This is a genomic window from Pseudomonas sp. S2_A02 (genome assembly GCF_054668495.1).
Window position 1 is genome coordinate 1,280,461 of sequence record NZ_CP162776.1, and the last position, 19,308, is coordinate 1,299,768.

The following is a 19,308-nucleotide window of genomic DNA, read 5'->3' on the forward strand; positions in this document are numbered from 1 at the left end:
GAAAGCCCGCACGGGGCGGGCCAAATAAACGAAGCGTTACGCGTAACGCGAGAGAGCGCCGGCGGACGGGATCAGTCCCACAAAGTGATTGCCTCGGCCACCGGGGGCGCCAGATCCGGCAGGACGATCACCACGCCGATGCGGTAAGGCTGTTCCTCGTCGGCCAACCCCTGATTGGCATCCAGTACCGCCTCGACGCAGCCATTCAGGTGCCCGTAATAGTTGTGACAGATAGTGTCCAGCAGATCCCCGTCAGACGTTCTGCATGTCGTCGCCATAGCGTACAAACTCCAAAGTAAAGGCCTGCTTGCGTGGAATGCCGCCGGCCATCAGTGAACTCTGTTCCTCGTCCACGCTCTTCAGGCACCACGTCCCTAGTACGTCGCCATACCCCGTAGTCAGAATCAGCGGCTGAAGCCGGCCGCCGATGGTGCGCAGGGTGTCGAGCTGCTTTAGCCCACCTTTGAAGCCCGGAAAGATCGCCCCCTTAAGGGTGATCTTCTCGTCACCGATGCCCACCGCCTGCTGCGCCGGACGCCGCGACAGGCGCTCCTGCGAAGCCCAGCGGAACTCGGTCGACCGGCGCAGCTCGTCAAAGGCGGCCGTGTCCAGGTTGAAGGTGTACTGCGGTGCCTTGGGGTCTTGCGGCTGGATGATCAGCAGGTGCGGGAACGGCTTCACCGCTTCCGGTGCCGGCGTCTGATCCGTGGCAAAGGCCCCGGTGGGAACGATGTTAGCCAGCGCCGGGCTGGCCTTGCCGGCAATCTTGTTGATGGCCGTGGCAGCCCGGCCGGCCTGTTCCTTCAGCACCCCCAGGCGCTCGTCAATTTGTGTGGCCGCACGGGTGGCCGTGCCGTACAGGGCCACCACCCGCCCGACCTGCGCCTGGGCCGCATTGACCCCACGCATGACGCGCTGAAGCTTGGCCCCCATCGCCGGCCCAACAAAGGGCAACCCCTCCAGCTCGGACGCGGCCCCGGTGATTTCTCCGATCGCGCCATTCACCGGCGCCATCATCCCATCAAGGCTGCGCCGGCCCGTCTCGCCGGCCGTGGCCAAGTACTTCATCCCAGACTGCAACTGCCCCAATGCTTCCATGAGTCCCCCTGATTAAACGTGCGGCGCATCGAACAGCTTGCGGTTTTCCTGCTGCTTGGCGAGGTCGCGGTAGTGCTGATCGAGCATTGGCTTGAGCTTGTTGTAGAGCGCGTTGGCGTCCTGCACGTCGCCCTGCACGGTCAACGAAAACGGCGCCTGAATGTCCACCCTGGCTTCGATGTTGGCCGGCGGCGCAGCGGTCGGCGCTGGCTTGGCCAACGGCCCGGCCTTGGCGTCGGCACTGGCCTCCGGCAGCATCATGGAACGCCCGGCATCGCCGATCTGCGCCGACGCGGCCGGTACTGGCGACTGACCCGCCGGCGCCATCATCAGCGGGGCCGACCCCGGCGGCTTGGTGAACGATTTGGCGATGTCGCCCATCACCGGCGCAATGTCCTTGCCGGCGTTGGCCATCATCAGCGGCCCGGCGTCGGGCATCTTCTTCGTCGCATCGTCCGCGCCGAACAATGACTTGCCCACATAGCCGCCCAGGGCGTCGCCACCCATGTTGCCGATCACACCGCCAATCAGCCCGCCGATCGCCGTACCGATCACCGGCAGGATCAGCGTACCGAGGGCCGCACCGGCCGCCGCACCGGAGAGCGAGCCAGCCAAACCACCGGCGGCCGCGCCGTAACCCTCGGCCTTCTCGTCCTTCGTCTCGGCGTTCTGGTAGGTGTCATAGGCCTTGAACCCGGCGTCAGCGACAGCGAGCACCGCCGCCCCCTTCACGACGTTGCCGACACCGCGACCCATTCCACCACCCCGGCCACCCTTGCCGCCCCCCTTGCCTTTCCTGCCCTTCTTGTCGTCGCCGGCCTCCACGTCGCCGCCGTCCAGCCCATCACCGACGCCACCACCGGCCGGCAGGTTGGTCACGATCACCTTTTGCGGAATGTTCGGATTGCCCATCAAGGAGCCGCGGCCGATGTTCATCAGCCCCTTGGCCATCTTGAAGCCGCTCACCGCCGCCGACAGACCGATCAAGCCGGCAGTGGCCAGACCGATGCCCGTCACCAGCCGGGGCGATTCGTCCGCCAGCTTGGCCAGCCCGCCAGCCATGGACGTGATGCCGCCCACCACCGCATCCGTCACCGGGCGCATGGCATCGCCAATGCCGCGCATGGCGTCATCAAGCCCCTGCACCATTTCGGCCTGTTGCTGCGCCGAGGACTCCCGACGCTCAGCCAGGTTCTTGTCCAGAATCCCGGTCGCGCTGGCCGACTCCTTTTTCAGCTTGTCGTACAGATCCTTGTTCTGCATGTACGCGGTCAAGGCGCCCTTGACCTGCATGTCGGCGAACAGGTCGCCGGTACGCAGCGCCGACTCCAGGGAGGCGATCATGGCCTTGGCTTTCTCGGGATCAGACTCCTTGCTGATCGCGGCCGTGGCTTTCGCCATTTCGGCGGCCTTCTTCGGGTCGGTCGCCTCAATGTACTTTTGGGCCAGCGCAAAGCTGGATTCCAAGGTGGACTTGCCATTCTGCAGGCCGGTGTTCATCGACCCCTGATAGTCGATGCCAGCCTTCTTGTACGCCTCGACGGTGTCACCAGAACCGATTTTCTCCATCCAGTTCTTGAGGTTGTTGGCCGCTTCGTCCGAACCGCCGGCGGTCTTCATCTGCACCTGAAGCATCGAGCCCAGTTGCGTCACCGAGTCCATCCCGGTAATGCCCAGCTTGCCCATGCCCGCCAGCAATTCAGGGAACCAGCGCGCCATGTCGGCCGCCTCAAAGCTGCCCGCCTGCCCTTGGTAGGCGATCGCCTCCAGTGCCTTTTGCATCATCTCGGGGTCGGTGATCTTGGCGTTCTGCCCCAGGGCGTTGATCATGCGTGCGGTTTCGCCGCCATCCGAGCCTTGGCCCACGGCAAACTTGGCCGCCGTCGGGGCATACGCCAGGGCCTTGTCCAGCTCCATGCCGGCGCCCACCAGGGCGTTGACCACCTCGGCCACCTGATTGCGCGCCATGCCGGTGTCGCGTGACGTGTCGATCACGGTCTTGGACAGCGTCGCCTCTTCGGGCGTGTTGGCAATGTTGGCCTTGATCGCAATGTCACGAATGATCGCGCCATAGTCCGCGCTGATCTTCGCCGGAATGATCATCGCGGCCGAGGCCGCCGTGGCTTGCCCGATGCTGCTCTTCATCTGCTGCTTGCCGGCATCGAGCTGGGCGTGTCCCTTGGCCTTCAGCTCGGCGGCCCGCGCCGTTTTGCCCATCTGGGTGTAAGCCTTGCCCAGATTGCGAACCTCGACGCCCTGTTTCTTCAGAGCCGCGAGGTTGCTTTCCAGTTTCTTGCGCAGCGCATCGGCGCCCTTCTCGCCTGCCCGGTGCGCCTTAATCCATTCGTCGCGCAGACGCATGGTGTCGCCAATGGTCTTTTCCAGCACCCGGGCTTTTTTGCCGGTGTCCTCCAGCTTCTTGATGCGACTGGTGACGTCCTTGAACGCCGCCCCCACCGTGGAGCTGACGGCGCCGCCAATGACCAAGCCGAGCGCGAGTTTATTGCTCATGTGCGTGCCCTATTCGTCGTCGAGTCGAAAGCGGCTCAATCCGTGAGCCACCACAGCATCCGGTCAAAAGTCATGGCCTCGATCTCGGCGGCAGAGAAACCGGTCTCTCTCGCCAAGCGCTTGGCCGCGATCCTTTGGGTCTCGGCGTTAAAGTTCGTCCTCTTCGACCAGGCGAAAATAGCCTGCCTGCAAGCGGTTGTAGTTGCGCACGCTAAGGGCGGCAATCTCCGGCTCGGTCGCCGTCAACAGGCTGCACAGCATGTTGATTTCGATCTGTTCGTAATCGTTGTTTGCGGTCGCAGTGGCGGCGCGCTGATCGCGCACCGTCGGCGCGCGCATGGTCAGCTTGTCCACCAGAAGCCCGCCGATATTGACGGCGCCTTTCATGGTGACGATCACGCTGTCATCGCTCACTTTCAGCCACGATGGCACCACTTTGTTTGCACTTGCTTGAGTCATTTTCTAAGTCCTTACAGGCCGAGGGCCGAACGTTCGGCGGCCAATTGGTCAACGCCATCGACAACCATGATCATGTTGAGCGGATCGATCTCGTACATCAGGCGCCCATCGATTTCGAGCTTGTAGTAGGTGATCTTCACGCCATGCTTGATTTCACCCACGGTGGACGGCTTCCAGTCGCCCATGTCCACCTCTTTCACGCCACCGCGCAGGGTGACAATCACCGGCACCACGCGGCCTTTCAGATCCGCGAACGCGCCACGGAACACCAGACTGGTCGCCGTCTGGTCGGCCAGACCGAAGAACTTCAGCGACTCGCGGCGCACGCCGTTGGTGGTGAACGCCGACTCCAGCTTTTCCATGCCCACGGCGAATTCGATCGGGGCGAACATGCCGCCGCCCTGATAGTCCTCGACTTTTTGGGTCAGCTTGGGCAGCGACAGGGTCGGCACGTCGCCGGAGAAACTGACGCCGTCCACAAACAGGTTCATGTTCTTAAGAACTTGAGGAATCATCGGTTAGCCCCCTTAGGCTTCAAGCACTTCGGTCAGCCACTCGTTGGTGACCTCGATCAGGAAATTCGGGTTTTCAGCCGGCGGCACGTCAGTGAAGCGGATACGCCAATACACCTTGCCCTGCTCGATCTGGCTGGCCGTGTTCATTTCGGTGTCCGGGTAGACTTCGAAGTTGATGATCGCGCCGGCGTTCTTCTGGTCGCGCATGAACGCCTGAAGGCCTTCGGTGACGTCCTTGACGTAGGTCTTGGTGATCGAGCGGTCGACTGCCCACTTGTGGCCCGCCTGAATCGCATCCATGAGGATGTCGCAGGTGCGCACGCGGGTGACGAACGCCCATTTCGGATCGCTGGACAGTGTGCGGTTGCCCCACAGACGGAAACCGCCGTCGCGAATGATCGTGGTGATATTGGCGTTGTTCAGCAGGTTGGCCCGGCATGTTTCGTCGCCGTCCAGGTACTCGATCGGGCGAGTAGTGCCGGTGATGCCGACAAACTCCTTGTTCGAAGGCGACGCCCAATAGCCGTAAGTCGCATCGGTCCAGGCAAACAGACCCGCCGTCCACGCCGAACCCGGCGCGTCGATCGTCGCGCTCTCGATCGTGTCCCAGAACTGCACACCCGGATCGACCAGAAACAGCCGCTTGCTGCCGAAGTTCAAGGCATAGGCCATGGCGGCCTCATCGGTGGTGTTCGGCCCGTCGATGATCGCGATCGCGCGCAGCTTGGCGGCCAGCGCATCCATCGCGGTGGCCACGGCCTGCGTCGACGAATGCCCCGGGGCGATCAGCAGCTTGGGCTGGGCGTTGTGCTTGCTCTTACCGTCAAGCAACGCCTGAAGGCCAGTACGCTGGCCACCGGCGAGAACGCCACCAATGATGGCCGACGTTTGCAGCGCGGCGTCTTCAAGCTTGGGCACGCCGACAGCGACAATCACCGCTTTGGCCCGCACATAGATCGCCGCTGCCGCTTTGGCGATGGCCGAGCCCGCGCCGAATGCCGCGATGGCTTCACGCTCGGAGGTGATCAACTTCAGCTCGCCGGCCAAGGCCGTGCCGCCGCCGAGGATACCCGGGATGAAGGTGTCGCACAGACCGATGATCGAGGACGACGGCAGCGAAATAGTGCGCGCACCGGTTTCGATCAACGCGGTCGTGACGCCGTGAAAAAAACCACTCATAAGGGTCAATCTCCAGAAACGAAAAAGCCCCGCATAAGCGAGGCTGTGAGGGTGTTCGTGTTACGCGTAACGGAAAAGAAAACGCCCCGTCAGTGCGGGGCGTCTATAGCGCTTGGCTGGCCATCCATTCGGGCATTACGGGCCGGGAGTCCTCAGCCGGGAATTCGGCGGTCGCCGGCCAATCCCGCAGAGCTTTGATGTAAGCCAACAGCTCGGCGTACTGCTCAGCGCTGATCGTCGTTTCGGCGCCGATTTCAACCTCGTCCCGATGCCGATCACGCAGCCAGGTCACGCGGATGATTTCAGCGTCTCGCCACGCTCGTCCAATAGCCTCTTGATCATCCGCAACAGCAATCGGCAGGATTAGGCCGGATGCCAAGAGCCGCGGATCATCCTCAGCCACCTCGCCTTGATGGGGGCAATCATCCAGATTTTGAGGACAACTAAATACAGCTCTAATCGACGTTTGCGCTTCGTCATCAAACTGAACAAACATATGCGCTCCTTAGAATCTGTAGCCATTTACAATTATTTTGAAAAGAGGCGTAGCTGGCCCTCCCGCTTGGTAAAACAGCGTCTGAGGCGTGGTAATCGGCAGCAAGGTATATTGAGCTTCAATCCCGAATAGATTCGATACGGCCCCTATCACGCCAGTGCGCTCGGACCCGCTGTTCAGCTTGTGGAACAAAAGCAAAGTGCCTTGCCCGGCAGTTGTTGCTGTCGTAATGACAAACAGAAATCCGCTGGCTGTTTTGGCGTTCTTCGGGATCGCCCCAGACACGCCGAGTGCGGTAGTAGCACCGGTTCCTGTATTGGCAGCTAAAACCTGTATGCCACTGCTGTAACTGAACGACCGGTCTTCAAGATCGCCAGCAACAAAAAGCCCGCCGCCATCCGTAGGCCATACGCCGATCAAGGCAGAGGCCGAATATCCTGCCGGGACAACACCCGCACACAACTCTGGCGCAGCGTTGACCGTTGCATTAACCGCCACAGCGCCCTGAGTTTTCGTTTCCGGGTTGAACAGCGCATAGAGTGCGACATAGCCGCTATTAGGAGCCGCACCGACGTCCATGGCCCCCAAGCCTTTTATGGCTGATGCCAGGTTGATCGACTGGTTGAAGTTCTTGAGGCGGTAAGTCCTGCCGTTCGCGCCTTCTACTGTCACCTCATCGGCGGTAACCGTAGCCGACGCAGAGGCAGCCGCTACTGACATCTTGGCGTTGCGCGCGGTGCCCACTACAGGGCCATTCTGCGAAAGTTCTGCGACTAGAGCCGACAGCGCCGCAATATCAATGTTTCCCTGATTGATCGGCGCGTTCCAGGCCTTGATGCACATCACTACGGCCACGTTGCGCGGGCGCGCCACACCATAATGCGCCTGAGAGAACAGTGCACTGGAGAATATGCTGGAGCCGTACCCGCTGGTGCCGGAGTACTCAGCTATTGTCGGAACATCCCACCCAAGCCCAGCTCGGCTGGTGTTGATGTTATAGAACGCGTGAACTTCAGCAGTCGCGTCGTCATTACCGGAGAGCAGCGAACCTTTCTGATAAGTGCCAATTGCCCGCCCAGCATCAACCCCGCGCCCATGATCCCAGCCACGCTCGAATTCACCGCGCGATTCCGGCAGCCGGAAATAACCCACTCCTTCATCGCCTCGGTTGAATGCGCCATCTAGGTACATCGCCAAGTCAGGATAAAGCGCGATGAGTTTGGTGCTGCCGTCACGCTCCAAAAAGCCCGGGGGGATCTTATTCACCGGAAACGACATTTGCGCGCCGACCGGCAGCGCCGAGGCTTGGGCAATCATGGCCTCGACTTCAAGCTTGGTATAGGTATCCGTGATACCCATCGCTGCCAGCGTGGCAGGGTTATCACCCGACACCACAAGCCCCCGATCGTTAGTCTTGACCCGAGTCCATTCGCCGGGCGCCTTGTTCTTCGGCAGCACTTCCAGAATGGCCGCGTCGACGTAGGCCCGCGAGGCCAGCACAATCGACGGATCGATCTTGAGCGTGATGTTGCCGGTGCTGGTGACGATGAAGTTCATCCGCACAATCTGCGTGCGGCCCGAGCCTTGCGACAGGATCGGCTTGAAACTCGGCGCACAGTTGGCCACCGCCACCAGATCGCCGTCCGCGTCGTACAGACCGATTTCGCGAATCCACTTGCCGCCTTCATCCGCCGGGATAATCTGCTCGGCGATCAGCACTGCCGGGTTGATCGGGTCGATCTTGAGTTGATTCAGCGGACGGCGACGCCATTCGTTGATCAGTGTGGTTTGTGAAGCATTGGGGATCGGGTCGGTGTTGTTGGCATCGCCCACGCCCATTTCGGTGATCTTCCAGGGAATGCCGAGCGCGTCGGCGTTCGCCTGCTTGGCCATGCCCACGTTCGTGAGGATGGCGAAAAACTGCGAATTCGCATCAATCATGGTAAACGTCCAGGGTGTCTATGGAGTGTTCGCGCCCGACCACGCCGAAGCGGCCCGTGACCTCGATGTCACGCATCACCGGCGGGTAAACGTCGATTTCATCGCCTTCGTACAGCGCGACACTGATGTTCAGATTGCCTTGGGTTTCGAGGCTTATCGCCAGCCCGGTCAGGTGCCGGGTGACCGGCTTGGCGTCGTCGATCAGGCGCTCCAGCTCCTGATACATTTCCTCGGTGATTCCGGTATCCAGAACGCCGACCTTCAGCGCGAAGGTGCCCGGCACGCCTTCGGGCACGGTCTTGAACCACTCGACAATCTCGATCAGATAGCCCAGCGGCTCGACCACCCGGCGCAGCGCGCCGATCGTGCCCTTATGCTTATGGATGTAGAACGATGCCTTGATGGCGGCGCGCTTGGTCGCCTCAGACCACCGGTAATCCCAGCGGTCGACCGACCATGCCCACGCCAGATGCGGCAGCAGATGAACCGGACAGGTGTCGGGGTTGTACAGCGTGCGCAGCGGGACAACGGTGCGCTCATAGAAAGCCGCCTCAATTGCCCGCTCCAGTGGCGTGCTATTGCTCGGCAGCAGGCTTTTCATGTCGCCCCCGCCATCTTCACGTCATAGCCGAAGCACCAGGCCGCCTGCGCCTTCGTCGGCGCCAGATCAACCCAACCGGGCAGCTCGACCCGCGAAACGCCGGCAACGTGCAACTGGGCGTCCACGGCCGACCGCGCCACTTCGACGCCCAGCCGTTTACGCGGATTGATCCAGGCCGCCAGTCGCCGAGTGGCCTCGGCCAAACTGGCATCCCCTTCAGGTCCGGCGCTGCTCATGTGCAGAATCGCGTCAATGCGGTAGTCGAGGATTTCCGCACTTTGCACCTTGACCCGATCACCGACCGGGCGGGTGTCTTCGTCGTCCAATCCCTCCGCGACGATGGCCAGCAGCTCGGCGCTGGCCTCACCCTTACCCTCGGTACTCAGCACCGTTACCGTAACGTTGCACGGCGCCGGACTTTCGGCGGTGGCGTCGGCCACCAATCCCGAGGCGTTGCGCGTGTGCAGGATGTAGCTGTTACGCGGCCCGGCCGTGGTCAGCCCCTCGTAGGCCAACTGGATGCGCTCGCGGTAGGGGTCGTGTTCTTCCATGACCTCAGGCACTGGCGGCACAGCCGTCAGATCCTCGGCCTGAATCACCAGGCGCGGCAGATTGACGTTGGCCCCAAGCTGATCGAGGTCACTCCCGGTCGCATAGGCCAACAGTTGCGCCTTGGCCGCGTCATTGACCCGAGCACGGTTGCCGAGCTTGATATAGGCCCCGACCTCCAGCAGCTTGACCACCGGATCGGACTCCAAATTGGCCGTCCAGTTATCGCCCATGTGCCCGCGAAAGGTGCTCAGACAGTCGTCATAGGTCAGCTCATAATCCAGCGGCTCCAGCACGTCCGGCGCCGGCAGCGCTGACAGATCCAAGATACTCATGCGCTCACCTCGACCACAAAGCTGTCGCCCAGGTACTTGCCGGCAACAACCAAATCAATTTTCCCGCCCAGCACGGCCACCACGCGGACACTCTCCAGCTTCACGCGCGGCTCCCACATGCCGATCGCGCGCGCCGCCTCTGCCTGCACCGAGCTTTTCCAGCCGGCATTTACCGGCAAATCCACGTAGGTGCGCAGCTTGCTGCCGTAGTCCGGGCGCTCCCGACGACTGCCCAGCGGCGTGCCGAGAATGTCGGGAATGGCCTGAAGCACATGCGCGATGCCGGAAATGGGCTGGCCGGTGTGGCGATCCATTCCGATCATCTACGTCACTCCAGGGCTTCAAGTTCGGGATGGGTTTTCAGGTAGCTGACAGCCTGCTCATCGGATGCCGATACCTCGACAATGGCCTTGGCCACCGACAGCGTGCGCCCCGTTCCGGGGATGCACAGGGTGCGCGAGGTAAAGAGCGTGTCGCGGAACTTCAACAGCAGATCCGCCGCCGGCGCTTGATCGTCGACGGGTGTTGCAGCGGTCTTGGCCATGGGTTTTCTCCGGGCACAAAAAAGCCCGCACTTGGCGGGCCGGATGAATGATTGATTAATGCGTGTGGTGGTTGTCGCTATTGCCGGCGGCCATGATGTTCGCAGCGCCGTCGATGTTGCCTGTTACGTGTAACGGACCTTTGATGTTCACAGCCCCCTCAAGGTCGATCGTTCCAGACTTCACCGTCACCGCGTTATCCGTAACGACGACCTCCGTACTGCCTACTTTGATCGTCACCGTGCCGGTCGGCAGGGTGATGGTGTAACTCTTGGCCTGCCAGTCGTAGACCAGCGAACCGCCATCATCAAAACGCCAGACCTCGACGTGATCGCGGTTGTCCGGCTGGGCGCCGGCATTGCCATACAGCCCGGGAATGAAAGTGCCCATGCCGGCCTGACCGCTGGGGTTGAACAGCACCCCCTGCTCGCTCAGGCTCGGCGATCGCCAGTGCCGCGCCTTACCGGCCGCGAGGCTGTGCCAGCGCACCCAGGCACTGGTCCACTCGCCATTCGACACCCGCACAGCCCCCGCCGCCAGATCCACCCCCACTACCACGCACGGCATCAGCATGGCCGCGATCATGCGGTCATGCTCACCCAGGGCGAAACTCACGGCGGCGTCTCCGGCGGGAAAAACTCGCCTTCCGAATCGCCACTGAGGCCAAACATCAGCGTACCCGGCGGCTCGTCTGGCCACGGCCATTCAAGCTCTCCGACTTCGAAGTTTTGCGTCCACTGCACCGACCACATGACGAACTGTTCAAGGTCTTGCGTCGGCGCCTCGGGCTGGGCGTGGATGTTCTCCGGCGGGCCGGTGACAAAATCCAGATCCCACATCTGGTAATTCAGAATCGCGACCATCTGAGACGCCAGAATGGCCGCCTGTAGCGACGCCTTTTTGCGCACCGCATCGACCAGAATGCACGACTGAAAACGGCCGATCAGGGCCGTTTTGCCTTCGCCGCGATCGGTGCCCAGGGTCATGTCCGTCAACCCGTACAACAGCGCCGGAGTCTGCACTTCAGAACCCAGTTCGGGGAATTGCTCGACGTGCAGGATCTTCGGCATCGCCGCGCTGATCGTGCGGGTGATGGCCTCATGTAATGTCGTCAGTTCGCTCATTGCCCACACTCAACACCAGATCGACCATGCCCGTACCGTCAGGCTTCAAGCGGCTGACCTTGTAGCGGCCACCGCCCAAATGGGCCGGCAAGTCGATGGTAAGAAGGTCGCCCTTTTTGACGCCCTGCACGTCGACCGTCCGTGCATTCAGGTTCGGCTCAAGCACCGCATCGGCGTTGATGGCCGACCCCAAGCGCGCAGAGCCAGCCTTGCCGCCGCCAATTTCGGCACCGACAAAAGGCGACGTGAAGTCGCCGTAGACCGTGCGGCCGTCGTCAAAAATCGCCTTGTCGCCCAGACGCGCCACCAGCAGCGCGTCGGTGCGATCGGCCAAGGCCCGAAACCGATCAAACGGCATTACTGAACAATCATCACTTCGGCCCAACCACCGACCGAATCAGACTGCATCTTGCCGTAGGGGAACGAATCAGCGGTTCCGGCCGGCACCAGGGCGCCGGCTTTGACGCTGGCTTTCATTCCAGCTTTCAGCGCGGCATCCGCCGGGACACTCCAGTTGCCGGAAGTGCGATACACAATCATGGTCCCCTTCGGGCCGGAGCCCATCGGCATCACCGCCAGATCATTGATCACCTGCGGGACGCCGGCGACAGAGCCACCGGTGGGAGCCGGCAACGTAGTGGTTTCACCAGTGCTTACATAGTTCGTGGTCATAGCCAGTTTTCTCCTGTCCAGAAACAACAAACCCCGCACTTGGCGGGGCTTTGGGGTGGGTGACGCGTTACGCGCCGGCGGATTTGTTCAGACCGCGCGCATCGAGCGCGGACACGCCGGCGTCGATGCGCACCTTGGTCGCGATACCGTCGCTGGTGAAGCCTTCCATCTGGTCGATGTAGGGCACGTCAACGCCGTCAAGATAGGCCACTTCGATAGTGTCGCTACCTTGCTTCGCGGCCAGATACCAGGCCGACGACGAATTGTCGTCCAGACGCGGCTCGCCGATCACCTGGGCGAAGTTCTGGATCGGGTTGACCACGCCGGCGTTGACCTGGGCGGTCGGCACCGATGTCGAGCGGATCAACTGATTGGCTTGATCTTCCAGCGCGACCGGGCACAGCAGGTACGCAGGACGCACATTCAGCGTGCGGGTCTTCTCGCCTTCTTTGGCGGGCTTGCCCTTCTGCAACGCCATGGCGGTTTTGGCCGCGCTCATGGCCGCGATCGACAGTGCCGAGCTGGCACCGGTGAACAGGTTTTTGCGCGAGGCATCGAACAGCGGCTTGCCGTCCTTCATCTTGCCGTTGTTGATCAGGGTGTCATACACCAGATCACCGATCGTTGCGCGAGCCGCGGCCCCCATCAGACGCGGAATTGCGCTCAGGGCGTCGAGGTCGTCGTTGATGATGGCCTGACGGTTGATGCTGAAAATCTCGCCGTAGGTGGCCAGACGGATCGTCTCGCCGGTGTCGCCGAGGGTGATGTACTTGTATTCAGCACCTGGGCGAACTTCACGCAGAGTCGACATGGAACCGAGGCCGACGCGGTTGGCCACCTTAAAGTCGCTCAAACGGCCTTGGCGAGTCCACAGGTGATAGGTTTCCTCGGCATCTTCCCAGCCTGCCAGCAACGAGCGGTGCGAGGCATCCAGCAGGATATTGCCGAAGTCGCTGGTATCGTGGGTAAACGCCAGACCGACCATGTCCATCGGGCGCAGGCTCGCGACACCAATGCCGCGATCGGCCAAGGATGCACGGGCCAGCTCGCGTAGGGTCATGTGGTTGTAAGCGTTATCCGCTTGGTTTTCTTCGATGCCGAGGCGGCCCAGCAGGGAAGCCCGCACCGAATCACCCACCAGATTGCCGTTGCCGACGTGGCCCGGGTGACGAATGCCGGCGGTCGGAGTGGTAGCCGCGCCCATGGCGGCCAGCAGTTGCTCGCGAGCCTGTGCGACCGTGCAACTGACGTCATCCTGGCAAGTGCGCAGCAACTGCGCATGGGCCTCGCCGAAAGCGCCGAAGGCCGCCACGATGCTGCCACGACGGGCCACATCATCCGCCAGCGCCTGAGCGCGAATCTGGTCAGCCGTCAGGTTAACGGGCGCCGGGGCAGGCGCTGGCGCTGGCGCTGGTGCAGGTGCAGGTGCAGGTGCAGGTGCAGGAATCGAACCGCGCGGATTCATCAAGGTGTGCATTTGTTGAGGCATGCTGGTGTATTCCTCCAGGCGTTTCGAATTGAGTTGTGCGGCGGCCTTGATAGGCTCTAATACCTGATCCGCGAAGCCGGCCGCCACCGCTTCGTTTCCGTCCATCCACGTTGTTACCTTGAGCATTGCTGCGATTTCCTCGGCAGACTTGCCCGTCTTGCGCGCATACGCCTGCACCAACGTGCCCTCGACCTTGTCGAGCAAATCGGCGTATTCGCGCAGGTCATCGGCATCCCCAATCTGCCCACCCCAGGGCTTGTGGATCATCATCATGGAGTTGGCCGGCATGTAGATCACATCACCCGCCATCGCGACCACGCTGGCCATCGAAGCGGCCATACCGTCGATGTACACCTCTACGCGGGCCGAATGGCCGCGCAGAATGTTGTACATGGCCGTGCCATCCATCACGTCACCGCCGCCGGAATGAATCCGCAGGTTGATCTGTGACACGTCACCGAGCGCTGCCAGATCGCGAGCGAACTGGCGAGCCGAGATTCCCCAGGCGCCGATATCGTCATAGAGCATGACTTCCGCCACGCCCCGCGACGCGGCGCGAATGGAGTACCAGCTTTCCTCTGGCTTATTCGTCGGGCTTATCGATGCCCGTGGCCGCATCAGCGGCCCGTTGTTTTTCGTCATCATTGGGCTGATTCTTCCCGTAGATTTGGTGGTAGTAGTCCGAGCTAAACACCAGCCCGCTCTCGCGGTTCGCGGCGATTTCCGCCTTGCGCGACGCCTTGAGTTCTGAAGGGTTGCGCTGCCGCGATCGGGCCACCTCGGCCTCATCTGCAAAGCCGGCCTCAACCAGAAGTTTCCACGCCGTCGCCTCATGCACCGGATTGATCCAGGGCATTACCGGGCCTTGATAAAACGCGCCGTAAATCGTGCGCGGATCAACATCGGCAGGCACAACCAGTTGGCCGCTCAGGATCGCCATTTCGAGCCACTTGCGATAAACCGGACGGCACCAGTAGTCGATGAATTCGTGCTGCAGCAGGTCGTAACCCAGCTGACCCTCGACCAGCTCCTGACGCTGCGCCGAATAGGTGCCGTCATAGCTGCGCGCCACACTGGAATAGGTGCCGCGCGTACCCGCCGCGACGGCCTTGAGCTGGCCATTGCGGAACCCTTCAAGGAAGGGGTTCGGGCGGTTGCTTTCGATCATCCCGACGTCTTCGCCGGGCAGCAGCGTGTCGATCACGATGCCCGGCGCGATCGGAAAGGTTCGCTCTGCGCGCACCTGACCTTCGGCCGGCGGAATGTAATCGTCAGGAAGCCCCTTCTTGATGTACATGGCCAACGCCGCACTAATCCGCGCCGCGACCCGCTCGCTTTCCTCGTAATCCTTGATGTCCGCCAAGCGGATCAACACCGCGTGGAGCAGCGGCTGGCCACGGTTCTGACCAATGCGCTTACGGTGCGCAATGTGAATCATCTGCTCGGCCGGTACGCGCTTGGTGTTCTGCGCGAAGATGCCGCGCTGATCCCCGGGATGGCCCTTAAACAGGTGATAAGCCCGCTTGCGCCGCCATGCGTTGCGCTCCACGCCCTGGACGATGCCCTTGGACAGGTCGGTGTAGTCGATGGGCAGGTAATCCGGCTCCAGCAGCTCCAGCGCGAACGGCACACCGTGCAGGTGGTCGTAGCCGGGTACCTTGCCCATCAGCATTTGCGCCAATCCCTCGCCATCACGCAGCCAAGTGCGGCACATGAGCCGTTCCATTTGCGGCCGGGTCAACTCGCCGGACGTCTCAGGCGTGAGCGACCATTCCCCCCATAGCGCCTTGATCTGCGCGGCAAACGCCACGTTGATCGTGCCGTCATACCCCAGCGGAATCGGCTCCACCGCAATACCCGGGCCGCCCACCACCCGCTCTTCCAGACGATCAAACAGACCCGTGACAATGTCGTGGTCTTCGTCCAGCTTGCGGCACTGATCACGCAGTGATTTCAGCGTTTTGTTCAGCGAAGCGTCAGCGCTTTGGTTTGCTTCTTGGCCTTGTGCGTGCGGGTCACCGTGGCGGCCTCAAAGGCCATGATCACGTTCCGTGCCCGCATCCGCTCGGCGACCATGCCCGGAAACAGCGGCGCAAGAGCCTTATCCAGCAAGTTCATTCAAACGCCGCCAGGGAATACGCCGGGCGCCCTCCGCGCTGTGCCTGGGCCACGCGACGCTCCCACTCCGCCCTGCCCTGTCTGATTTGCGGCAGATCCGCCATGACGACACGCCGGCCGTTGAACTGCACGTCCTTACCAGCCAGCACGTCCGCTTCGGCCTGCAGGTACTTATCAAGCATTTCCTGTGCTGTCACAGCCATGCGTTCGCTCCTGTTTCAATCCAGCCGCCGGCGGCAGGCTGGTGGTCTGGTTGATGTTGGATCGTGGCCGGGGCTGGCTCAGGCTCCGGCTCGGGGACCGGTGCTTGTGGCTCGTCAAGGTCGATCGATTCGTCCTGCTCGTCCGGTTCGTCCTGCTCGCCCTCATCACTCGCTGCCGAGTTCTGCCGCGCCAGATACTCCAGATCGAGGCCAAATTTTTCCTGACTGATGCGCAGCGCCGCCAAGGCGTACACAAAGCAGTCGAGCGCCTCGTTGCGCTTCTTGCTGGCATCCCAGCGAAGCACGCGGCGCCCTCGGGCCATGATCCATTTCTTGGTTTCACTGGTGAGCTGCTTCAGCTCGTCGCCGTCGCAGATCTGGTCGTCGGCAGGGAAATGCACCAGACCCGGAACCGGTCGATTGCCGTCCGGCTGTAGCTTGAGGCGGTTGTAGATCACCTCTTTGGCGTTGTCGGTACCAATTTCCGTCAGGTAGGTTTTCGACTTCTTTTCCTTGCGACGTGGGAAGCTCGCAATCGGCTTGCCGTAGGTGCTGGCCCCGAAAATCGGGATCACCCAATGAACGCCATGCTTGCGGCTTTCCGCCCGGACAGCGTCCGAGTGGTGGCCGCCGGAGTCCCAGCACCAACGCTCGACCCGCATTTTTGCGCCGTCTGCACGGGTGTACATGCGGTGCAGCTCACGTCCGACTTTGCGCTTGAGAACCGCGCTGTCTGGGTCGCCGTACAGAATCTTGCGGTCAATCAACCACGCTTCTTCGCCGGCCCCCCAACCCCACACACGCAGCTCGTAACGGTCGTCTTGGGTGTCGATCGAACCGGTCAAGACCACCACGCGCGGCGGCACCTGGGCGGCGTAAACTTCACGCCGAGCGTGCAGCAGCTCCCAGTCGACTTTCTCGGTCTGATCTTCTTCCCACGTCTCGCCCAATGTGGTGTTGGTAAACGTCTTGAGCTTGCCCCGATCCTTACCGGCCTTGACGCGCTCGTCGGCGATTTTTACCCACGTGGTGAAGGTGGAGTACACAGTCCAGATATGGAACGTGAGACGGCGCGGGGTGCGCATCGGCGTGCCGTCCGCCTCGAACCACTCCATGCTGTCGCGCGTCCAAATCCCGGTTTTTTCGCAGATATACCGACCTGACAGTGACGCCTCGATCATCTCGTGATGTTCGAACGTGCAGCCGTGACCGGACTCGCACAGATACCAGGCCTTGACGACCTCGCCGCGCTCATCCTTCAGCCACTTGATGCCTAACGGCTCGTCCGGCCCGCCCCACTTCAGCGTTTGTTCCGTGCGGCAGTGCGGGCAACGAATGTGAAAGCGCATCAGGTAGGCCGATTCCTCGGCCGCCCGGGTGATCTGGCAGGTGCCAGCCAGCTTGGGCGTGGAACCGCGAATTGACTTGGGGTAGGTCGCCCCTTCTAAACGCTTGTCGCCAAGGAAGGTCGGCGACCCCTCGCCATCGATATCCTCATCAAAGTTCGACAGCTCGTCATAGCCGACTTCATCCGGGCTTTTCTCCCGGTAGTTACCGCCGGCGGTACCGCCCAGCCACCACAGCACCTTGCGGTTTTCGAACACCTTGGACTCTTGGGTGTTGTCGCCGTGTTTCTTTCCGCACCAGGGCGCCAGAGCCTTGATCACCGGCACGTCGCGAATCATCGGATCGACGTGCTTTTTCATGATGTCTTTGGCGTCGTCGTCGGTCGGACTCCACATGCAGACGCTGCGCTTCTTGTGTTCGATCTTGTAGGCGATGTTCGCCACCAACATCTTGGTGTAGCCAACCCGCGCCGACTTCAGCAGGTTCAGTTCTTCGATCAGGTCATTGCCCATGGCGTTCAGCAAGGGCACCTGAAAAGCCTCGGTCGTCCACTTGCCCTCCCCGTAGGAGGACTCCGACGACATGTAGAAATATTCGTCTGCCCACTCGACCGCCGTCATCGGGGCATCTTTGTGCAGGCTTTTCAGCCCACGCCGGACAGCGTCAACCAGTGGCCTCATCCAAGGAGGCGATGTACTCATCCAAAAGCTCCGGTATGCGGTCAGCCAACCCGACAGCAGCGTTACGCGTAACGGCAATCTCGTTCTCGACCGCATCAAGGTGACGCACGGCGATATCGGGGTGCTTGCGCTTTACGCTCTTGGGGATGGTGTTCAGGGTTGAGGCCAACTGCGCCGACAGGCTGGACAGGGCAAAAATCATGAATCCGACTGGGACAAGCTCCTTGTCGCCGACCTTGTTTTTGCGCGCCTGGGCGTCGGCCTGTTCCCGGGTCAGACGCAGGCGCTCACAATCGATCTTGTAACCAATCAGCGGATCGACTTCTTCGGAACCAGGTTGTTGCTTTCCGGTTTGGTGTTGAAGGCGGTTATCGACCACTGACCGGACGTCATAAAAGGACTCGCGACCGATCTTGGCAACCGCCACGACCCCCCATTTATCGAAGGCCTGCGTCGTGATACCCAGGCTTTCAGCCATGCGGGATTTGTTTAGCCATTCAGGCTTACGAGTGATCGATGGATTAGCCATAACTACACAACAACCAACCTCTGAAAAAGGGTCATACATAGCGAAGAAGCGGGGCCCGAATTACCCCCTATGGGGGTGGGGTCCGGGAGTACCTTTTGGATTTGCCCCCCACCCCCCTGTCAAGCGAAAAACCAACGGAAAGCGGCCTTTTTTCGACATTTTTCAGCCTCGACGCCAGATCAGCGCGCCGTCGCCCGCGCATCGGCGAATGCCTGGGCGAACTCGGCCGCGTGATGCGCCTTTACGATGTTCTCGCCGATCTTGAAGAACGGGAAAATGATGCGGTAGCGCGGGGCCGACGCACTGAAGACAAAGACCAGACGAACTTCATCGCCCTTGCCCATCGCCTTGCGCTCCCACACTGCCCGCGTGCCGTTGACCTCACCGGAAAAGAACCGATGGGCATTGCCCTTGCGCTTGCTTCGTTTGCTGCCCGTGGCATTGGCCTGATAGCCCGACCGCGTCTCGGCCGCACCCAACCCCGACAGGATCTTGGTCATGGTGCCGCGCGAGACGTTGCCGTACTGATTCATGAACGGGGTGGTGGGCACCGCGTACTCACCGGCCTGCATGATGCCGCGAGCTATCAGCGCCTTCTCGAAACGCTTGTGGGGCCGAATGCCGCCGCTGACCGCCTGCTGTAGATAGGCATCTGCCGGTACACCTGACGCCCATGAGTCCTTGAAATAGACCTCGGCAGGTTTGCCCTTGCGAGCCATCTCAACAAATAGGCTGTTCATCGTGGTAGGAGTCGGCCGATCAAGCCTGGCCTTCATCACCGGCAACATGCCTTTCTTGACGCGCTGAGCCAGCCGGGTCGCGGCCAGCATCTGCACAAACGGCAATTGCCGATGCTCGATGTCGTCCAGTTCCCAAAGAAGCGGAGCTGAATCCAATCCAAAGCCTACTTTGAACACTGG

General features: G+C 61.5%; 21 protein-coding genes and 1 pseudogene. All 22 read right to left on the reverse strand.

What is annotated here, in order from left to right; genetic code table 11:
* Positions 1-71: 71 nt before the first annotated feature.
* Positions 72-278: a tail protein X gene (locus tag AB4O41_RS05615; RefSeq protein WP_460146629.1), complete on the reverse strand. Its 207-nt coding sequence runs from the start codon at positions 276-278 to the stop codon at positions 72-74.
* The gene (locus AB4O41_RS05620) at positions 253-1,098 is read right to left on the reverse strand and encodes a phage tail protein (protein WP_460146630.1); all 846 of its coding nucleotides are present in this window, start codon (positions 1,096-1,098) and stop codon (positions 253-255) included. Before AB4O41_RS05620 ends, AB4O41_RS05615 begins: the two co-directional genes overlap by 26 nt.
* A 12-nt stretch (positions 1,099-1,110) precedes the next feature.
* On the reverse strand, positions 1,111-3,609 hold the full coding sequence (locus tag AB4O41_RS05625; RefSeq protein WP_460146631.1) for a phage tail tape measure protein: 2,499 nt from the start codon (positions 3,607-3,609) through the stop codon (positions 1,111-1,113).
* A 147-nt stretch (positions 3,610-3,756) separates the two neighbouring features.
* The gene (locus tag AB4O41_RS05630; RefSeq protein ID WP_223483632.1) at positions 3,757-4,068 is read right to left on the reverse strand and encodes a phage tail assembly protein; all 312 of its coding nucleotides are present in this window, start codon (positions 4,066-4,068) and stop codon (positions 3,757-3,759) included.
* A gap of 11 nt (positions 4,069-4,079) precedes the next feature.
* Complete coding sequence (locus tag AB4O41_RS05635) at positions 4,080-4,583, reverse strand: phage major tail tube protein (protein WP_230172897.1); 504 nt, start codon at positions 4,581-4,583, stop codon at positions 4,080-4,082.
* A 12-nt stretch (positions 4,584-4,595) separates the two neighbouring features.
* The gene (locus AB4O41_RS05640; RefSeq protein ID WP_460146632.1) at positions 4,596-5,762 is read right to left on the reverse strand and encodes a phage tail sheath subtilisin-like domain-containing protein; all 1,167 of its coding nucleotides are present in this window, start codon (positions 5,760-5,762) and stop codon (positions 4,596-4,598) included.
* Between the two features lie 103 nt (positions 5,763-5,865).
* Positions 5,866-6,258: a phage tail assembly chaperone gene (locus AB4O41_RS05645; RefSeq protein ID WP_460146633.1), complete on the reverse strand. Its 393-nt coding sequence runs from the start codon at positions 6,256-6,258 to the stop codon at positions 5,866-5,868.
* A gap of 9 nt (positions 6,259-6,267) precedes the next feature.
* On the reverse strand, positions 6,268-8,199 hold the full coding sequence (locus AB4O41_RS05650; RefSeq protein WP_460146634.1) for a phage tail-collar fiber domain-containing protein: 1,932 nt from the start codon (positions 8,197-8,199) through the stop codon (positions 6,268-6,270).
* Complete coding sequence (locus tag AB4O41_RS05655; RefSeq protein ID WP_460146635.1) at positions 8,192-8,800, reverse strand: phage tail protein I; 609 nt, start codon at positions 8,798-8,800, stop codon at positions 8,192-8,194. The genes AB4O41_RS05650 and AB4O41_RS05655 overlap by 8 nt, the downstream gene beginning before the upstream one ends.
* The gene (locus tag AB4O41_RS05660; protein ID WP_460146636.1) at positions 8,797-9,684 is read right to left on the reverse strand and encodes a baseplate assembly protein; all 888 of its coding nucleotides are present in this window, start codon (positions 9,682-9,684) and stop codon (positions 8,797-8,799) included. The genes AB4O41_RS05655 and AB4O41_RS05660 overlap by 4 nt, the downstream gene beginning before the upstream one ends.
* Positions 9,681-10,007 carry a GPW/gp25 family protein gene (locus tag AB4O41_RS05665; RefSeq protein ID WP_460146637.1) on the reverse strand — a complete coding sequence of 109 codons (327 nt, stop codon included), beginning with the start codon at positions 10,005-10,007 and terminating at the stop codon, positions 9,681-9,683. Before AB4O41_RS05665 ends, AB4O41_RS05660 begins: the two co-directional genes overlap by 4 nt.
* Positions 10,008-10,012: 5 nt before the next feature.
* Positions 10,013-10,228: a hypothetical protein gene (locus tag AB4O41_RS05670; protein ID WP_460146638.1), complete on the reverse strand. Its 216-nt coding sequence runs from the start codon at positions 10,226-10,228 to the stop codon at positions 10,013-10,015.
* Between the two features lie 55 nt (positions 10,229-10,283).
* Complete coding sequence (locus tag AB4O41_RS05675; RefSeq protein WP_460146639.1) at positions 10,284-10,841, reverse strand: phage baseplate assembly protein V; 558 nt, start codon at positions 10,839-10,841, stop codon at positions 10,284-10,286.
* Positions 10,838-11,350 (reverse strand): hypothetical protein, encoded by a 513-nt coding sequence (locus AB4O41_RS05680; RefSeq protein WP_460146640.1) that lies wholly within the window; start codon positions 11,348-11,350, stop codon positions 10,838-10,840. Before AB4O41_RS05680 ends, AB4O41_RS05675 begins: the two co-directional genes overlap by 4 nt.
* The gene (locus AB4O41_RS05685) at positions 11,325-11,708 is read right to left on the reverse strand and encodes a head-tail joining protein (protein WP_460146641.1); all 384 of its coding nucleotides are present in this window, start codon (positions 11,706-11,708) and stop codon (positions 11,325-11,327) included. The genes AB4O41_RS05680 and AB4O41_RS05685 overlap by 26 nt, the downstream gene beginning before the upstream one ends.
* Entirely contained in the window at positions 11,708-12,022 is a 315-nt protein-coding gene (locus tag AB4O41_RS05690; RefSeq protein ID WP_460146642.1) for a hypothetical protein, read from the reverse strand. The genes AB4O41_RS05685 and AB4O41_RS05690 overlap by 1 nt, the downstream gene beginning before the upstream one ends.
* Before the next feature lie 67 nt (positions 12,023-12,089).
* Positions 12,090-14,156, reverse strand: a complete 2,067-nt coding sequence (locus tag AB4O41_RS05695) for a ClpP-like prohead protease/major capsid protein fusion protein (protein WP_460146643.1) — start codon at positions 14,154-14,156, stop codon at positions 12,090-12,092.
* Positions 14,095-15,629, reverse strand: a pseudogene (locus AB4O41_RS05700) (phage portal protein). Before AB4O41_RS05700 ends, AB4O41_RS05695 begins: the two are co-directional and overlap by 62 nt.
* The gene (locus AB4O41_RS05705; protein ID WP_460146644.1) at positions 15,626-15,832 is read right to left on the reverse strand and encodes a primosomal replication protein PriB/PriC domain protein; all 207 of its coding nucleotides are present in this window, start codon (positions 15,830-15,832) and stop codon (positions 15,626-15,628) included. The pseudogene AB4O41_RS05700 and the gene AB4O41_RS05705 overlap by 4 nt, the downstream one beginning before the upstream one ends.
* Positions 15,823-17,880: a phage terminase large subunit family protein gene (locus AB4O41_RS05710; protein WP_460146645.1), complete on the reverse strand. Its 2,058-nt coding sequence runs from the start codon at positions 17,878-17,880 to the stop codon at positions 15,823-15,825. The genes AB4O41_RS05705 and AB4O41_RS05710 overlap by 10 nt, the downstream gene beginning before the upstream one ends.
* A complete protein-coding gene (locus AB4O41_RS05715) occupies positions 17,843-18,388 on the reverse strand; it encodes a terminase small subunit (protein ID WP_223483648.1) in 546 nt (181 codons plus the stop codon). Before AB4O41_RS05715 ends, AB4O41_RS05710 begins: the two co-directional genes overlap by 38 nt.
* Before the next feature lie 179 nt (positions 18,389-18,567).
* Positions 18,568-19,305 carry a hypothetical protein gene (locus tag AB4O41_RS05720; RefSeq protein ID WP_460146646.1) on the reverse strand — a complete coding sequence of 246 codons (738 nt, stop codon included), beginning with the start codon at positions 19,303-19,305 and terminating at the stop codon, positions 18,568-18,570.
* Positions 19,306-19,308 lie beyond the last annotated feature (3 nt).

Excerpts from the sequence above, each read along its gene's own strand:
- AB4O41_RS05615 (WP_460146629.1), bottom strand. The coding sequence starts at position 278 with ATGGCGACGACATGCAGAACGTCTGACGGGGATCTGCTGGACACTATC.
- AB4O41_RS05620 (WP_460146630.1), bottom strand. The coding sequence starts at position 1,098 with ATGGAAGCATTGGGGCAGTTGCAGTCTGGGATGAAGTACTTGGCCACG.
- AB4O41_RS05625 (WP_460146631.1), bottom strand. The coding sequence starts at position 3,609 with ATGAGCAATAAACTCGCGCTCGGCTTGGTCATTGGCGGCGCCGTCAGC.
- AB4O41_RS05630 (WP_223483632.1), bottom strand. The coding sequence starts at position 4,068 with ATGACTCAAGCAAGTGCAAACAAAGTGGTGCCATCGTGGCTGAAAGTG.
- AB4O41_RS05635 (WP_230172897.1), bottom strand. The coding sequence starts at position 4,583 with ATGATTCCTCAAGTTCTTAAGAACATGAACCTGTTTGTGGACGGCGTC.
- AB4O41_RS05640 (WP_460146632.1), bottom strand. The coding sequence starts at position 5,762 with ATGAGTGGTTTTTTTCACGGCGTCACGACCGCGTTGATCGAAACCGGT.
- AB4O41_RS05645 (WP_460146633.1), bottom strand. The coding sequence starts at position 6,258 with ATGTTTGTTCAGTTTGATGACGAAGCGCAAACGTCGATTAGAGCTGTA.
- AB4O41_RS05650 (WP_460146634.1), bottom strand. The coding sequence starts at position 8,199 with ATGATTGATGCGAATTCGCAGTTTTTCGCCATCCTCACGAACGTGGGC.
- AB4O41_RS05655 (WP_460146635.1), bottom strand. The coding sequence starts at position 8,800 with ATGAAAAGCCTGCTGCCGAGCAATAGCACGCCACTGGAGCGGGCAATT.
- AB4O41_RS05660 (WP_460146636.1), bottom strand. The coding sequence starts at position 9,684 with ATGAGTATCTTGGATCTGTCAGCGCTGCCGGCGCCGGACGTGCTGGAG.
- AB4O41_RS05665 (WP_460146637.1), bottom strand. The coding sequence starts at position 10,007 with ATGATCGGAATGGATCGCCACACCGGCCAGCCCATTTCCGGCATCGCG.
- AB4O41_RS05670 (WP_460146638.1), bottom strand. The coding sequence starts at position 10,228 with ATGGCCAAGACCGCTGCAACACCCGTCGACGATCAAGCGCCGGCGGCG.
- AB4O41_RS05680 (WP_460146640.1), bottom strand. The coding sequence starts at position 11,350 with ATGAGCGAACTGACGACATTACATGAGGCCATCACCCGCACGATCAGC.
- AB4O41_RS05685 (WP_460146641.1), bottom strand. The coding sequence starts at position 11,708 with ATGCCGTTTGATCGGTTTCGGGCCTTGGCCGATCGCACCGACGCGCTG.
- AB4O41_RS05690 (WP_460146642.1), bottom strand. The coding sequence starts at position 12,022 with ATGACCACGAACTATGTAAGCACTGGTGAAACCACTACGTTGCCGGCT.
- AB4O41_RS05695 (WP_460146643.1), bottom strand. The coding sequence starts at position 14,156 with ATGATGACGAAAAACAACGGGCCGCTGATGCGGCCACGGGCATCGATA.
- AB4O41_RS05705 (WP_460146644.1), bottom strand. The coding sequence starts at position 15,832 with ATGGCTGTGACAGCACAGGAAATGCTTGATAAGTACCTGCAGGCCGAA.
- AB4O41_RS05710 (WP_460146645.1), bottom strand. The coding sequence starts at position 17,880 with ATGAGTACATCGCCTCCTTGGATGAGGCCACTGGTTGACGCTGTCCGG.
- AB4O41_RS05715 (WP_223483648.1), bottom strand. The coding sequence starts at position 18,388 with ATGGCTAATCCATCGATCACTCGTAAGCCTGAATGGCTAAACAAATCC.